Annotated in this window: 14 protein-coding genes; 1 reads left to right on the forward strand and 13 read right to left on the reverse strand. The window is 44.9% G+C overall.

Going from position 1 to position 16159, the window contains the following annotated elements; all coding sequences use genetic code 11:
• Window positions 1-6: 6 nt before the first annotated feature.
• Window positions 7-909: a lipoyl synthase gene (lipA, locus tag NSQ68_RS20990; protein ID WP_029518195.1), complete on the reverse strand. Its 903-nt coding sequence runs from the start codon at window positions 907-909 to the stop codon at window positions 7-9.
• A 247-nt stretch (window positions 910-1156) separates the two neighbouring features.
• Here lipA and NSQ68_RS20995 point away from each other — a divergent pair, with 247 nt between their 5' ends.
• Window positions 1157-2263, forward strand: coding sequence for a M23 family metallopeptidase (locus NSQ68_RS20995; RefSeq protein ID WP_307353178.1), 1107 nt, complete (start codon window positions 1157-1159; stop codon window positions 2261-2263).
• A gap of 46 nt (window positions 2264-2309) precedes the next feature.
• Here the strand turns inward: NSQ68_RS20995 and yunB are convergent, their stop codons facing one another.
• From yunB to NSQ68_RS21055, 12 genes are all read right to left on the reverse strand, one after another.
• Complete coding sequence (yunB, locus tag NSQ68_RS21000) at window positions 2310-3059, reverse strand: sporulation protein YunB (protein WP_307353474.1); 750 nt, start codon at window positions 3057-3059, stop codon at window positions 2310-2312.
• Window positions 3060-3246: 187 nt separating this feature from the next.
• Entirely contained in the window at window positions 3247-4179 is a 933-nt protein-coding gene (locus NSQ68_RS21005; protein ID WP_342427091.1) for an aldo/keto reductase, read from the reverse strand.
• 89 nt (window positions 4180-4268) lie between these two features.
• Window positions 4269-4958 carry a DNA alkylation repair protein gene (locus tag NSQ68_RS21010; RefSeq protein WP_342427092.1) on the reverse strand — a complete coding sequence of 230 codons (690 nt, stop codon included), beginning with the start codon at window positions 4956-4958 and terminating at the stop codon, window positions 4269-4271.
• A 19-nt stretch (window positions 4959-4977) separates the two neighbouring features.
• The gene (locus NSQ68_RS21015) at window positions 4978-5595 is read right to left on the reverse strand and encodes a DNA-3-methyladenine glycosylase 2 family protein (protein ID WP_342427093.1); all 618 of its coding nucleotides are present in this window, start codon (window positions 5593-5595) and stop codon (window positions 4978-4980) included.
• 63 nt (window positions 5596-5658) lie between these two features.
• Window positions 5659-6474 carry a radical SAM protein gene (locus NSQ68_RS21020; RefSeq protein ID WP_342427094.1) on the reverse strand — a complete coding sequence of 272 codons (816 nt, stop codon included), beginning with the start codon at window positions 6472-6474 and terminating at the stop codon, window positions 5659-5661.
• Complete coding sequence (locus NSQ68_RS21025) at window positions 6464-7006, reverse strand: methylated-DNA--[protein]-cysteine S-methyltransferase (protein WP_342427095.1); 543 nt, start codon at window positions 7004-7006, stop codon at window positions 6464-6466. The genes NSQ68_RS21020 and NSQ68_RS21025 overlap by 11 nt, the downstream gene beginning before the upstream one ends.
• Window positions 6987-7592 (reverse strand): bifunctional transcriptional activator/DNA repair enzyme AdaA, encoded by a 606-nt coding sequence (locus NSQ68_RS21030; RefSeq protein ID WP_342427096.1) that lies wholly within the window; start codon window positions 7590-7592, stop codon window positions 6987-6989. The genes NSQ68_RS21025 and NSQ68_RS21030 overlap by 20 nt, the downstream gene beginning before the upstream one ends.
• A gap of 184 nt (window positions 7593-7776) precedes the next feature.
• A complete protein-coding gene (locus NSQ68_RS21035; protein WP_307353163.1) occupies window positions 7777-9267 on the reverse strand; it encodes an alanine/glycine:cation symporter family protein in 1491 nt (496 codons plus the stop codon).
• Window positions 9268-9484: 217 nt separating this feature from the next.
• Window positions 9485-11374, reverse strand: a complete 1890-nt coding sequence (locus tag NSQ68_RS21040) for a beta-glucoside-specific PTS transporter subunit IIABC (RefSeq protein ID WP_342427097.1) — start codon at window positions 11372-11374, stop codon at window positions 9485-9487.
• Between the two features lie 250 nt (window positions 11375-11624).
• Complete coding sequence (locus tag NSQ68_RS21045) at window positions 11625-12455, reverse strand: PRD domain-containing protein (RefSeq protein WP_307353157.1); 831 nt, start codon at window positions 12453-12455, stop codon at window positions 11625-11627.
• Window positions 12456-12731: 276 nt separating this feature from the next.
• Complete coding sequence (locus NSQ68_RS21050; RefSeq protein WP_342427098.1) at window positions 12732-14171, reverse strand: 6-phospho-beta-glucosidase; 1440 nt, start codon at window positions 14169-14171, stop codon at window positions 12732-12734.
• Window positions 14172-15156: 985 nt separating this feature from the next.
• Window positions 15157-15920, reverse strand: a protein-coding gene (locus NSQ68_RS21055) for an IS5 family transposase (protein WP_342427099.1) whose coding sequence is annotated in 2 segments (ribosomal slippage) — window positions 15157-15386 and window positions 15386-15920 — 765 coding nt in all. Because the reading frame shifts where the segments join, the coding sequence is not laid out codon by codon here.
• Between the last annotated feature and the right edge of the window lie 239 nt (window positions 15921-16159).

The raw sequence follows: 16159 nt of genomic DNA on the forward strand, positions 1-16159 counted from the left end.
CCCGGATCAAGCCTGCGAAAGGGCGCTTTCTTCCTTATGCTGAGCGGCTGACTTCACCTGCTCATGCGCTTGGTAGGAGCTGCGGACCAACGGTCCAGATTCAACGTGGCTGAATCCCCGCTGTAATCCCTCTTCCTTTAACTTCGCAAAATCTTCCGGTGGATAATATTTTTGCACATATAAATGTTTCTCGGACGGCTGCAAATATTGACCAATTGTCAGAATGTCACAATCGACTTTACGCAGATCATCCATGGCTTGTAAGATCTCGTCCCACTCTTCCCCGACACCTAGCATGATGCTTGATTTCGTTGGAATAGCCGGATTTAATTGCTTCGCACGTTGAAGCAGCTCCAGAGAGCGACGGTATTTCGCTTTAGCCCGAACCTTGTCGGACATGCGCTCCACCGTTTCAATATTATGATTTAGAATATCTGGTTTGGCATCCATGACGATTCGCAGTGATTCAATATCGCCCATAAAATCGGGAATCAATACTTCTACACTGCACAAAGGTAACCGGCCGCGAATCGCACGAACCGTTTCTGCAAATATAGTAGCGCCCCCATCTTTTAAATCGTCGCGAGCCACACTGGTTACGACACAGTGCTTCAAATTCATGTTCCCCGCCGCTTCCGCGACGCGATCAGGCTCCTGCAAGTCCAGTTCCGTAGGCAATCCCGTATTTACTGCGCAAAAACGACACGCACGCGTACAAATATCACCCAAAATCATAAATGTAGCTGTCCTATTGGCCCAGCATTCATATATATTAGGGCATCGTGCCTCCTCACATACGGTATGTAATGTCTTGGAACGCATCATGCTCTTGATTTCTTGATAGTTATCGCCTGTCGTAAGTTTAATACGAATCCAGTCGGGCTTAGCTTCCTTCTCTTTTCTAGACAATGGCATAGACCTTCTTTCTGATAAGCTTAAGCTGTCATTGTCATACATTATAACATGAAAGCCATGGAAAAACCTCCATTCATTGTTCCCTTTTTGATATGACATTGATGCCGAAAAAAGTAAACTTTTTATATGGATAAAAGCGGCGGATATGGCTCAATCTAAACAAAAGCGCCCTATTCACGCTATTGAATATGGGTCTAGAATTTACCGGGCGGTTAAGCCCTTCTATAGGAGGTCGGTTCACGTGCCTTACCCTACGCGGACAGCCCGCGCTGTTCGTCTGTTATCGCTGCTGTTATGCGCTACTACACTGACAACGGCCTGTCCGCTTCCTGCCCATGCCCTTGCCAATCACTTACAGTCCTCGTCCGCCAGAAGCAGCCTGACCGCAAATGTAGATGCTTCACATGCTCAGTCTTCGTCGTATACGTCCAGGCTGGCTTTATATCAATCCATCGAAGCCCTGACTGGAGTTCCTTGGTACCGGCTGGCCGCCATCGACCAGTATGAACGCACACTTACGGTGGCCCATCCCAAAGATCGCAAGCATGCAGAACGGATCATAGGTATTTTCGTTACGGGACCGATCTGGTCCGGCTTGATGAACCCTGATTCGGAGGATCAAAATCCGCGTTCCATAGAACTATTTTCCGGGCTGGGACAAGACGGTTCGGGTGATGGAATTGCTGACCGCAATAATGACAAGGATCTGCTGTTCAGCATCGCATCTTATCTCGGAAAGTATGGAAACAACGAGGATGAATTTGGTATTGCCGTTTGGGAATATTACCATAACAGCCGCGCAGTTCAAAGAGTTCAGCAGTTTGCCAAGCTGTATCGGACGTATGGCAAGCTGGATCTGGTCAGCCAAGCTTTCCCCCTTCCCTTAGGCAGCATTTATAGCTACCGCAGCACATGGGGAAGCCGTCGCAGCTGGGGCGGCTACCGTATACATGAAGGAACTGATCTGTTTGCTGGCTACGGAGTTCCAGTTCGCAGTACCTGCTACGGTGTAGTTGAAATGAAGGGCTGGAATCCCTTTGGAGGATGGCGCATCGGAATCCGAGATCTTAACAATCGCTATCACTACTATGCGCACCTTTCCGGCTTTGACAAAACCGTCCACAATGGAGACGTCGTTACACCTGGCCAGACGGTTGGCTGGGTCGGAAGCTCGGGCTATGGAAAACCCGGTACCCAAGGCAAGTTTCCACCGCATCTGCACTATGGTATATATCGGGACAATGGCTGGGCAGATTGGTCCTTTGACCCATATCCGTTATTAAGACAGTGGGAGCAGTCCGAACGCAAAGCGCTCAAAAAAGGAAAGACAAAAGGGACCTCCTCATAGGGTCCCTTTTATTTTTCCTGAGCAGCTCACGTCACTCCACTCTGCTCTATGGCGTTGGGGGCTGACTAGAGGAGTTTGGGTTTTCCTGTACCTCTGGAACACTTACTATGCTGGAATCTATAGCGCCGTTACTCTCTATGGAATGGGGAGGCAACGCCAACTGCGGAGCAGCTTCACCATTTTTACCTACTGGTTTTCCCTGATTGTCATAGTAGTACATCGGAACGTTGCCCACCACCAGCAAATAAGAAACGGGGATTTCTGTCTCCACAATCTGAGGTTGCATCTCAAACGGTATAACCACGGACACTTCCGTCGTAATCCGAATGTACACTTCCACCAAGATCATGTTTATGCCCGCATCCTGTTGACGCGTATTTAAATCCACCTTGATCGCTCCATGCGGCTCCACCTTTAGAGGAATCTTGGGGCCATAAGCTGCCAACAACGGACTGCCCAATGCCTGACCAATCGGAACGCTCTCATCAAAATGGCTCATGCTGTCCATCGTTGCCTTGACTGCTTTGAGCGTGTCTGACGTAATTCTCATATGCTCTGCATAATTCAGAACAAAGCCGGAGGTTCTCCCTTGTGCATCCGTTCTCCATTCGATCAAATTATCAGCCGTCTTCCCCTGCTCTACCTGTGCTGTAATTGCTGAATTAATAGCCTCCGTCGCCATTTGTTTGACCCGCACTTTTGCCAGATGCATCATGGGCGGCTTCAAATGCTGCTCCACATAAGCGGCCACCTGTATGATTCCTACCAGCAGCGCCAGTACCACAATGAGCCACATCCTGCGTCTGCCGCGTCGCCTTTTGTTGGGTCTGCTGTGCCATTGCGGTTTTCTATTCATTCTGATCCCCCCGCAGCGTTGAACTTACCCTACAAGGATATGCAAGGAAGGGACGAAAAAGAAGCCGCCCGTCCGGCAGCTTCTCTAGATGGAATACATATACAATTGCAAATTTCAGGTGCACTCATTATTTAAAAATGTGGTCAATCTTTTCGATATCAGCCTGACTCAATTGGACATTTAGCGTCTTCAAATTCGCCAGCACCTGCTCCGGCCCCTTCGCTCCTGGAATGAGGGCATCAATTGAATCGCGGGTCAAATACCATGCGAGCACAACATGAGCAACCTCTGCATTCAACGCGTTAGCAATCTCCCGTACCTGCTCTACTTTGTCCAAATTACGAGCAAATGTATCTCCCTGAAACAGTGGATTATTCGCTCTAATGTCCGTGAAGGTCATGTCTTTCGTATACTTACCACCCAGCAATCCTGAAGCTAGCGGGAAATAAGGCACAAACGAAATGCCATTTTCCTTGGTATAAGGCAGCAGATCCTTCTCAGCTTCCCGTTGAAACAAATTATATTGGGATTGGAGCACATCTACATAACCGTCGCTATTCGCATCCTTAAGTTGTTCAATGGAGAAGTTAGATACGCCAATAGCCTTGATTTTGCCTTCATCCTTAAGCTTCTTCAGTTCTCCGACTGCTTCTGCCTTCGGCGTAGCTTCATCGGGGAAATGGATATAGAACAGATCGATATAATCGGTCTGCAGTCTTTTCAGACTGGATTCGACGGATTCACGTAAAAAAGCAGGCGAGTTGTCAAAAACAACCTCTCCGTTCACAAATTTGTGTGCACCCTTCGTGGCAATAACAGCTTTATCACGCTGACCACGCTCTTTCAATACCTCACCAATTAATCGTTCCGAGTGCTCAGGTCCATAAATAAAAGCCGTATCCAGAAAGTTGATGCCGTTGTCCAAAGCTGTGCGAACAACTTCTTTGCCCGTTTCATTGTTCAAATCGGAAAAGAGGTTATGTCCTCCCACCTTATTTGCACCCAAACCAATTGGTTTTACATATAAATCTGTTTTACCAAGACGCACTTGCTCTGCCAATTCACGTCATCTCCTTTTCGAAAGTTACTTCCATTTTATTATTAGATTCCAAAAAAAGCAAAGTGCGTACCTGGCTGCTGAGCCCGATCCTATTTTCTTTTTCGCTTCATACCGCGAATGGTCGTTTTCGTTGCCTGATCCACCCGATATGATTCCGTGATTTTTTGCAGTGCTTTGTTGAAGGTAAAATCATCCAATGTATTATGACTTAAATACGCCATGGTTACCTCAGGCAGCTTGATATAACAGATCGATATCGCCCATGCTACGGCCATTTGTACATAATAATCCTCACGATAGGTCTGATCTAGCAGAGTAAGCACCTGGTTCATATACTGTTCCTCAATATAAAAATTCAGAAGCATAACTACACCAAACCGAATTTCATATTCTTTCTTGGAGAGCAAGTAGGGTTGAATAAACTCCCACACCCGTTCTTTATGATGTTTGGTGATTTTCAATCCGGCACAGAAACTATCACATACGGACCAATTATCAATTTTAGGAACAAACTTGGCGGTATAACTCAAAACTTCCTCTATATCCGTTTTTACAGAACCAATCACCATGCCTTGCAGCATGACTTCTTCGAAGTGCTCACTTTCAGCAGTCTCCAGATAGAGACGCCAATCCCCTTTGGCGATATTTTGAGCTAGCTTACGCAGCACTGGCAGACGTACACCCAGCACATTATTAATCGTCGGAAGCAATGCAGCCGTGAATTTCTGAAAATCCGCATCCACATATGACAGTATCTGTTCTCTGATTGTTTTCTCCATCGTTTCCACTCCCTGATTTTTAACGAAATGAAATACTCCACAAATAAATGGAGGCCACCGAACCATAAGGCGAATAGACTTGGCGGTACTCCTCGAATTGCTGCTTGGTCAATGTATCCAGATGGTACAACTTCATCATTCCCCGTCGAATAGCCATATCACCCCAACTGACGACATCTGGACGCTCCATGCAATTAATCAGCATCATTTCAGCCGTCCAAGGTCCTATTCCTTGCAGCGAGGACAATTTCTCGATCACCTGTGCATCGGAAAGCTCATATAATTCCTGTAAATCCAACAGGCCCTGCTCGATCGTCTGGGCTATATTAAGGATACATGTGGCCTTTTTCATGGTGATGCCACAGCTTTGAATATCTAAAGCCGTCTGAACAACTATATTTTGTGGAGTGATCACGCCTAACTTCTCCTGCATCCTTGCCCATATGGTCTGAACCGCCTTGGCCGATATAAGCTGTCCCACAATTGCATGAACGAGTGCCGCAAACAGGTCGGGAATGATCACCCGTTCTACCTTGCCCATTTGCGTCATCGCTGCACCAAGTACGGTGTCTACGTTTTTTAGATAATTGATTTCCTTGTCCCCATAATCAAAGTTTTTGGTCATTACGGTTTGCATTCGTTCTCCCGCTGCCCCCTTATATGGTTCACTCTTGGTTCAATGGCATAGACTTCTGTTCCATCAAGGTTCGAATCCTTCTTTGCTCACGTAGAGCTGTTCTTTCGGGAAAACATGGAGAAAACGTTCATAAACCGTCTTATAGGCAGCAGGATGATACCATTCTTCCAGCCCCAATGACTCGTACAGCGCACCTATTTTTAAGCTACGCGTTCGTCTCCCCCCACTGCCATCTCCCATAAAATAATCATCAATACAGACACGGTTGACCAGAGGCAAAAGCTTGTCTGCAAAATGTTCACTGCTTGGAAGCATCGGAGCAATCGTAGCTTGCGTCGGTACACCTACCTCTTTTAACAGTTGCAGCGTTTGGAGACGAGCCTGGATGGGAGGAGCTTCCGGGGTAAAATGTTTGCGTATATCTTCTCGATCTGTTTCTACAGTCATACTCACACGAACACGATCCCCCAATCGGAGCAGTAAATCGGTATCCCGCCGTACCAGTGGACTGCGCGTCTGTAAAAAGAGAAAATCCGGTGGATCTTCCACCATCACCTCCAGCAGAGACCGGGTCACCTCTTCCTTGTACTCGGCAGGCTGATAAGGATCTGTGCTTGATGACATAAAAATCGTGACTTTACCTTTCGATTTGGCTCTGCGAAGCTCCTTGCGAAGAATATCTGCCGCCTGCTTTTTAATATCAACCCATGTCCCCCAAGCTTCCTTACGAAACGTGGAGACTGGCAATTGACGTACATAGCAATACGAGCAGCCAAAGGTACAGCCAGTATACGGGTTCAACGAGTGTGTATAACCTGACAAGAAACCTGTCCCTTTATTCAGAAGGGTCTTGGGGGATTTGTAATACTCATTTTTCATACTGAACCGATGCCACTTGTGCCTTTTCGAGTTGCAAAAGCTTCACCTTCATGTCCAAACCACCACGATATCCGGTCATAGTTCCATTTTTACCAATGACCCGATGACAAGGGACGGTGACCAAAATCGGATTAGCACCGATGGCAGCCCCCACTGCACGAACAGAGGCTGGCTTTTGAATAGCGTTGGCAATGTCTGAATAGGATAGAGTTTCCCCATACGGAATATCACACAACGCATTCCAAACCGCCAGCTGGAACGCAGTCCCATGAAAGTCAAAGGACAATGTAAATTGGGTGCGCTCCCCTTGGAAATATTCAATCAACTCCTTGGCATAAGGCTGTAAAACAGCATCCTCTTCAACTAAAGGACTGCCGGGAAATCGACTTCCCGCCCAAGAAAACAATTCCTCTACAGGATGATCGGGAGAGACTACATAACATAATCCTTCCGATGTAGCTGCGATATATAAATTCCAATCCTCATGTGTCAATAATGACCAATAGATCGTTTTATTTATTTGATGTGCCATGTCGTGTACCTCCATTTTGTGTTGCTTTTGATTTGAGTTGGCGATATTGCAATGGGGTGTAGCCTGTGTTCTTTTTAAATAACGTAATAAAGTAAGGTGCATTGGACAGACCTACGTTCTCCCCCACTTCTGCAACAGATATATCTGAGCAAATGAGCAGCTTCTTCGCTTGTTCCAACCTGGTCTGCTGTATATATTCCATCGGGGTTAGATGCATGACCCGCTTAAAGGTACGATGTAAATGATACGGACTTCCATGACTTATCTCAGCTAGGATGTGCAATGTTAAGTCCTTCATATAGTTAGAATTCACGTATTCTGTAACCAGTGCGATCCATTCATGATCAGGCAATCGTTGTCCTGTCGGTTTACATCTTTTGCATGGACGGAAATGCTCAGCCAATGCCTGCTCTGCTGTTTTAAATATACGGATGTTCTCTCTTTTGGGAGGTCGGGATTTGCAGGAGGGGCGACAAAATATTCCCGTTGTCTTCACAGCGTACAAAAATACACCGTCATAAGACTTGTCGTTTTCTACAATAGCTCTCCACTTGTCGTCTGCTATGGATAAATCGGATATTTTCATACAAATCACCCCTCTAATACAAATGTGGCCTCCCACATATCTATGGCAGGATTATTCAAAATCCTTCTGTCTAAATTATAGACTATATAGTGAACATATGTACCCTTCTTGGAATGTAAAGGCAAGATAACGAAAAAAAGATGACTCCCCGCGGAGCCACCTTTGATCTTACTTATCTATCTTATTAGGCCTGAAGCTTGCTCGGTTTGGCAGTGATCGTCAACTCATCTGCAGGAGACTGATATTCCTTTGACCAATACTCGGCGTTTGAAATGCCTGCCTTCTTTGGGTCAAATACCGGGTCCAACCCTTGCCTCCGCTGCTGTTCGTAATCCTTAAGCACAAGAAGAGCAGGCTTGGCCAACAGAATCATAGCAATCAGATTCACCCAGAGCATAATGCCGACCCCCATATCCCCCAGAGTCCACGCCAGGGCCGATTCCTTGACGACCGTTCCATAGAACGTCGAACCCAGAATAACCAGCTTTAGGATGAACATGGGCCATTTGGCTTTACGGTCGGCAACTAGGTAGGCCATATTCGTTTCTGCGATGTAATAATACGCGATAATGGTCGTAAAAGCGAAAAAGAACAAGGTAATGGACAGCAGACTCGACCCAAAACCCGGAAATACTGATTCAATAGCAGCCTGTGTATATTGAGTCCCCTCTTCAACACCTGGGAGATGCTGTACAATAAAATTGCCACCCGGTCCCTTCACGTTGTACATACCTGTGAATAAGACCATAAAAGCCGTAGACGTACAGACTAAAAAGGTATCCACATACACGGAGAAAGCCTGAACTAGCCCCTGTTTTGCGGGATGAGACACTTCCGCGGCGGCTGCCGGATGCGCACCTGAGCCTTGTCCGGCTTCGTTGGAGTAAATACCCCGTTTTACACCCCAGGCAATCGCTGTCCCTGCTATACCGCCAAACACAGAATCCACGCCAAAGGCACTGCGAAAAATCAGCGAAAATACATCGGGAAGCGCAGTAATATTCGTCATCATAATATAAAAAGAGACAAGGATGTAGCCAAGTGCCATAAACGGTATGACAATCTGAGCCACATTGGCGATCCTTTTTACACCCCCAAAAATGATAAGCGCCAGCAACACGACTACTAGAATCCCCGAAACCTTCATATCCATGCCAAACGAGCTGTGAAAAGCTACAGCAATGGAGTTCGATTGAGTTCCCGGCATCAGTAAACACATCGCGACTAACGCAGCGACGGCAAAAATGACGGCAAACCATTTAAAGCCCGTCCCTTTTTCAATATAAAAGGCTGGGCCACCTCGGTACTGACCATCGCGCTTTACCTTATATACCTGAGCCAATGTGGATTCAACAAACGCAGTAGCTGATCCGATAAAAGCCATGACCCACATCCAAAATATCGCCCCGGGTCCACCCATACCGACTGCCAATGCAATCCCCGCAATATTTCCCGTCCCTACACGCCCCGATAGCGCCATCGTAAAGGCCTGAAAAGAGGATACACCTGCCTCTGAACTTTTCCCTTTAAATACGAGACGGATCATCTCTTTGAAATGCCTGATTTGTAGGAATCGAGTCATGATCGAAAATAATAGTCCCACGCCCAAACAGACATATACCACAGGATTGCTCCAAATGACGCCGTTTACTGCCTCTGCCCACTGCTCTAACATTCCTTGTATTTCCCCCTGATCAATCAATTGATTTTCTAGTCTATGTTTTCAGAAAATTTGCATAATTACAAAAAATTATAGATTAGTTTTCACCCCCATACAAGTTAATTTAATTGACATATTGTCAATTACAGATGGGCTTACCGCTACATAAAATGACGACAAAAAAGCTCTGATGATCCGGGATGTGGACCATCAGAGCTTTATCCTTAAGGCATCAGGCGATGCCTTCTTTCTCATTTGAAGCACTAGACAATTTCAACAGTGGGGCCTGTTCCGTTACCTGTCCTTGAGCGATTGGAACGATTTCGACATATTGGGAAGAGTTTGTAATGATAACTGGCGTAATCGTAGGATAACCCTCTGCCCTGATTTGCTCAACATCAAACTCAAGCAGTAGATCCCCAGCTTTTACCTCGTCGCCTTCTTTAATATGGGAAGTAAAATGTTTACCGTCAAGCTTGACTGTATCTACTCCAACATGAATCAAAACTTCTGCGCCATGGGGTGAAACAACCGCAAGCGCATGTTTTTTCTTGAACGCCACAGTGATGGTTCCATCGAACGGGGCCACGACTCTGCCCGTTGTCGGTTGGATGGCGATGCCCTTGCCCATAGCCTCTGAGGCAAATGCAGGATCTGGAACTTCTGTTAGAGCCACCACAGTTCCTTCAATCGGGCTAAGTATCTCTTCATTGGAAACATCGGTTGGCGTAATTGATTCTTTAGCCGAATTGTCGGTGGTTTCTTCTGCTTCGACCGGGTCCTCAAATCCTAAAATATAGGTCAGAATTGCCGACACCAGGAATGAAACCGTAATCCCTAAAATCAATCCCGGGAATCCTTGTCCACCAGGGCCGTAAAAGATCGGCAAGGTCAGCAATCCAGGTGCGCCGGAGGCAAATGCTTGCGTTCCCGCTTGACCGATAATGGCACCACCGGCAGCACCGCCGATAATACCTGCAATAAACGGACGTTTCAGCGGTAGCGTAACCCCATAGACCGCTGGCTCTGTGATTCCGAATAAAGCGGTAAGTGTAGCGGAACCCGCCAGCGTTTTCAGCTTTTTATTTTTCGTTTTCAGCATAACACCAAACGCTGCGCCGGTTTGAGCAAAGACGGAAGCCGAAGCAGCGGGCTTAATGCCATCCCGGCCGTTAACAGCAATGTTATTAATAAATACAGGTATAAGACCCCAGTGAACACCGAAAATAACGAGCAGCTGCCAGCAAGCACCAAGGATTGCTCCAGCCAGCAACGGACTAAAGCTAAATGCAGCAACGAGTGCAGTAGCGATCGCGTTGCCCACATACACCCCGACTGGACCAAAGACCATCAGGGTCAGAGGAAGCATAATTACAAGTAGAATCAAAGGTGTAATAAAGTTTTTGACGCTCTCATGGATCACTCGATTGCACCATTTTTCCAGCTTACTCATGACGATGACGGCTAAAATGATCGGAATAACGGTAGATGAATAACTCATCATTACAATAGGAATACCGAAAAAGTCCGTAGGTGTAGCTTCCGTTTTTAGCGTGACAATGGTCGGGTAAAGCAACCCTCCGGCAATGGTCAGGGCAACGAAGATATTACCTCCGAATTTCCGTGCTGTTGTAACCGCTAACAAGAGCGGGAGGAAATAAAACAAACTGTCGGCTGCAGCATACAAAATCATATAGGTAGTGTCTTTCGGCAGCAACCAGCCTAAGTTGCTCGCAATCAGCAGCAGGCCTTTCAGAATACCGGACCCCGCCATAACTCCGAGCAATGGTGCAAAAATGCTGGAAATTACGTCGATTACGGCGCCAAATCCTTTGTTACCTTTAGCTGAATGATCTTCTTTTCCAGTTTCATTCAAAATATTAGATACTTTGCCGATTGCATTATATACCTCTGGTACTTTGTTGCCGACTACAACCTGGAACTGACCACCGCTCTGCTTGACCGTAATAATTCCATCGGTTTTTTCCAGCTTTGCCTTATCTGCTTTCGCCTCATCTTTTAGCACAAAACGCAGGCGCGTGGCGCAGTGTACGAGCGATACTACATTTTTTTCGCCGCCTACCAGGTGCACAATTTCTTTAGCCAGTTTTTCATAACTCATGATGGACACCTCCATGTTCTAAGGGGCATTTTACATATTTAGGCACACAAAAAACCTAAGCCTTGAAAAATGGTGGGCACTTGAGTCCCGCAATTTTTCATGACTTAGGTTTTGCCTGCATAACCAGTAACAATCCCAGTTAAAACTTATTAAATTCCTGTTACTCACATAATACATTTAATCTACCATATTTGTCAACAAAAACATTTAAATATATATTTCCGATTCTTTTTTACTAAAAAAGTACAACTTATCTGTTCACCACTCGTTCAATATGCACAGTCAAATACAGCTTTTCTTCGTTCGTCAATTCGTGATTGTATTCTTTTTTTACAAAGGTTCCGATTTTCTCAGTACAAGCAGCTGCTTCCTTGTGCTTTTCCTTAATCATGTCATACAAATGGTCATAGTTATTTTCATAGTGATTTCCCTTAAATACGCGCTGGGCAAAAAATTTCAGATGCGTAATAAAGCGGAAATAACTTAAAGAATCCTCGTCAAAATCAACCTTAAAATGGTACTTCGCGATATTAATAATTTGCTGGATAAACTTCGTAATACTCATGGTTGTAATGACTTCCTCGTTCATTTCAGCATTCACGATGTGAAGGGCAATATAAGCTGCTTCATCCACAGGCAGTTCAATATCGAGCTTTTGTTTGATTTGTTCCAGCGTTCTCAGACCTATCGCAAATTCTTCTTTGTATAGCTGCTTGATTTCCCACAACAACGCGTTTTTGATTTCCAATCCTTCCCGGTATCTTTCAACAGCGAAATTGATATGATCGGTCAGCGAAACATAAATATTTTCGTTCAGCTTTCTATTCAGATTATGCTTGGCGTCATTTATGACTTCCTCTACAATCACGATCAAATCAAGCGGTACCTCACGTAACAGCATTTTAAAGTTATCGGACGTCTGTTTGTTTTTCAGAGCAAATACCTTCTGAATTCTGGTTTCGTCTACTTTGTCTCCAGGCTTCTTCTTAAAAGCAATCCCCCGCCCCATCACCACGAGTTCGGTACCGTCCGTCTGGTAGACGCTGATTACATTGTTGTTAATGACCTTTGCTATGTTCATCTTGATCCCCCGTTCCATATGCCAGCAAGAGCCACACATGCTCCATCCTCTTTATTGTAAACAGAAAAAAACCGAAGCACGCCAAATAAACAAGACTGTAACATCCGCTTATTCGTGGCTTAGGTTTTGCCTGCTACGCAGTAACAATCCTAAAAATGATGGAATTGCGTCAAGTATAGCCCGAAGAGGAAGGATTGTCAACGCTTTCAATGAAGAAACGAAGATCGGAAATCCCCGTGGGCCCGGGATGTCCGATCCTATTTACTTATGGTACAATTATTCGCCCAGATTTTCTCCGTCGGAATGAATTACGTTTTTGTACCAGTGGAAGCTTTTCTTTTTAATCCGTTTCAACGAACCGTTGCCTTCGTTGTCGCGGTCCACATAAATATAACCGTAACGTTTTTTCATCTCTCCTGAGGAAGCGCTAACAATGTCAATAGGCCCCCAGCTTGTGTAACCGATAATTTCGACTCCGTCTTGAAGAGCCTCACCCATTTCGGCAATATGCCGCTTGAGATAGTCGATCCGGTAATCGTCGTTAACTTCTCCTTCAGGCGAAACCACATCATTGGCACCAAAACCGTTTTCCACTACGAACAGAGGCTTTTGGTAACGATCATGCAATTGGTTGGCTGTGATGCGGAATCCTTTGGGATCGATCGTCCAGCCCCATTCGGACTTGTCCAGATATGGATTGGCCACGGAGCCGAATACATTACCACTGGTCATATTCTTGATGATTTCCGGGTCTGTGCTGGTCGTCCGGCTTGAATAATAGCTGAATCCGATATAGTCAACGGTGTGATCTTTCAGAATGGCTGCGTCGCCTGATTCCATCTCAATGTTTAATCCATGATCCTTGAAGAAGCGCTTCGCATAACCAGGATATTCGCCGCGTGACTGTACATCAATGAAGAAGTAGGACTCGCGGTCTTTTTCCATGCCCTGGTATACATCTTCGGGATTACACGTATACGGATAGAAGCTGCCGGCAGCAAGCATACAGCCAATCTTGGCATCCGGGATAATCTCGTGACACGCTTTTACAGCCAGCGCACTTGCAACAAGCTGATGATGTGCAGCCTGGTACTGAATTTGTTTAACGTTTTCACCTTCTTGAAAAACAAGACCGGCGCCAAGAAACGGCAAGTGGAGAAGCATGTTAATCTCGTTGAATGTCATCCAGTATTTCACTTTATCCTTATAGCGGGTGAATACTGTTTTGGCATAGGTTTCAAACAGACCTACCAGCTTCCGGCTCCGCCAGCTTCCATATTTCTCGACCAGATCCACTGGCACGTCAAAATGAGCGAGAGTAACGACTGGTTGAATGCCATGTTTATGCAACTCGTCGAACAAATCATCGTAGAATTGCAAACCTGCTTCATTTGGAGTAGCGTCTTCTCCTGTTGGAAAAATACGAGCCCATGCAATGGAAACACGCAGCGCCTTAAATCCCATTTCTGCAAATAGCGCGATATCCTCGCGATAGTGATGATAGAAATCAATGGCTTCGTGGGAAGGATAGAATTCGCTTTCAAGTGGAGTCAGCGAAGGAACATTCCCTTTCATTATGCTTCTTCTCTTCTCTCCGGTAGGCAGTAGATCCACCAGACTCAATCCTTTACCGTCCTCCAAATAAGCGCCCTCGGCCTGATTGGCAGCAAGAGCACCGCCCCATAGAAAGTCTTTAGGAAAAATATAACTGGACATAAACATTCTCCTTCCAATGTGTGATAAAAGGGGTACCAGAGGGTGACAGATAATAAAAAAAACCCAAACCAGCCCGTATACACTTACCGTGTAAACAAGCCAATTCAGGTTATGCCCTATCGGTAACATCCCATGAAAAGATTATACGTATTTGATTGAAACTCTAACAAAGATTTGGGAACCTGTCAAATTCATTCGATATAATAACACGCAGCCCCTGTGGGTTATACCATACAACAGCATGACTTCAATTGCCTATTGAGTAATGAATAGAACCATGAAGGAAACCCCAGATAGACGACTTTACGAAAGATACCTGGCTGTTCGTCTTTGTCTGGAAGAACACATGTTTTCGGAAATCCCTGATCTACTCAGTCGCTAATTTAAGATATTTTGTTGCAAGAAATTTAGAAAATCCCTTTGCATAGAGCCAAGAGGAAGAATTTTTTTGATTATCTTGAACCTCCAATGCTGTCCTTTAATGTTAAATGACCATATTGCAGAAGACAGATATATGGAATGATATTTTTGTTCTTGTAAATCTGCTACTTCAAATTCAACTTTCTCTACTACTTTAGAGGAAAATAGATTGAGGAAAAGGATAATAATCCTATCATTATTTAGGAGTAATATAGCTCGACTTGTACAAGCCGAAAGACTTTGAGGAGTTGAGTAGCAGATAAGCATGTTAGACTCTCTATGCGATTCAGTTAGCTTATTAATAGTTTTTTTGTTAATGAATATCATAATCAAAAACCCTTCTTTTTGGATGCTCAAATGAAATAGCTTTCCACAACTAGTGCTACAAGGGGTATTAATATTGTTGAAAGAGTCTCATTTAACAATATAAGTAGTCTCATTTGATGTAATAAACCACACAGCTGTGAGTTATAACTTCAATTGAGACAAAAACAGCCTAAAATAGGCTATTTTTATATCATGCATTTGAAAAAATTATAACATGTGCTAGGGCGTGTCTTCAAACTTAAGCAAGCCACACTACAATGGATGCCAAGGTCAAAAATGCCTTGAACGTACACGCTAATTTATCATAGCGAGTCGCCAAACGACGGTAGTTTTTTACTTTATTAAAGAAACATTCTACTAAGTGACGTTCTTTGTAGATGTCCCGATCATATTTCGGGGGCACTCGGCGGTTTTTCTTACCCGGATTCACGGGGATGGCCCGCTGTTCTTCCAAAAAGGCCCGGATTGATTCGTATCGTAAGCTCGGTCGGCCAAGACTTGCTTCATGGTCAGTTTCATGGCTTTAAGCATTTCGTATCCATGGACGGAATCATGCGCCTCGCCTCCGGTCAATTCAAAGCGAAGTGGGTTGCCTAACGCATCCACCACAGCATGAATTTTGGTGCTTAATCCACCACGGGAACGTCCGATCGCTTGCTTGCTTTTGCCCCCTTTTGCGCCTGATCCATGTTGGTGAACTCGCACAATCGTGGCATCAATCATCACGCTTTCCTCATCGGAATCCAGCGAAACGTGTTTTAACACTTCATTCCAAATCCCTGCTTTCTGCCAGCGTCGAAAGCGGGTGTAGACAGATTTCCAATTGGGAAAGATTTCGGGCATATCACGCCAAGGGGCGCCTGAACGGGCCACCCATAGCATGGCATTCAACATGATTCGATTGTCCACTGCAGGACGTCCTCCTTGTGGTTTTCGTTCAGGTGGAAAAAGATCTTGAATCTGCCGCCATTGTTGATCTTGAATTTCATATCGTGTACTCATTTAATGGTTTTAACCAATATATTCCTACTTAAACACTTTGAAGACACGCCCTAGTTGATTTAAAACAAAAATCTCTTGAACAATATTTTCACAAAAAAAGTTGAGCTGTCGATGATAAAAATTAATATCCTTTTGATAAGGATGGGGGCGCTTTTGATTCCTCTCATATACATTAAGAAGTTGAATATGTAGATTATATATTTCTTTATAATTAATCTTAATCAACTCCCTTCTTATTT

This window comes from Paenibacillus sp. FSL L8-0158 (genome assembly GCF_038592965.1).
GTDB classification, from domain to species: Bacteria; Bacillota; Bacilli; order Paenibacillales; family Paenibacillaceae; genus Paenibacillus; species Paenibacillus polymyxa_D.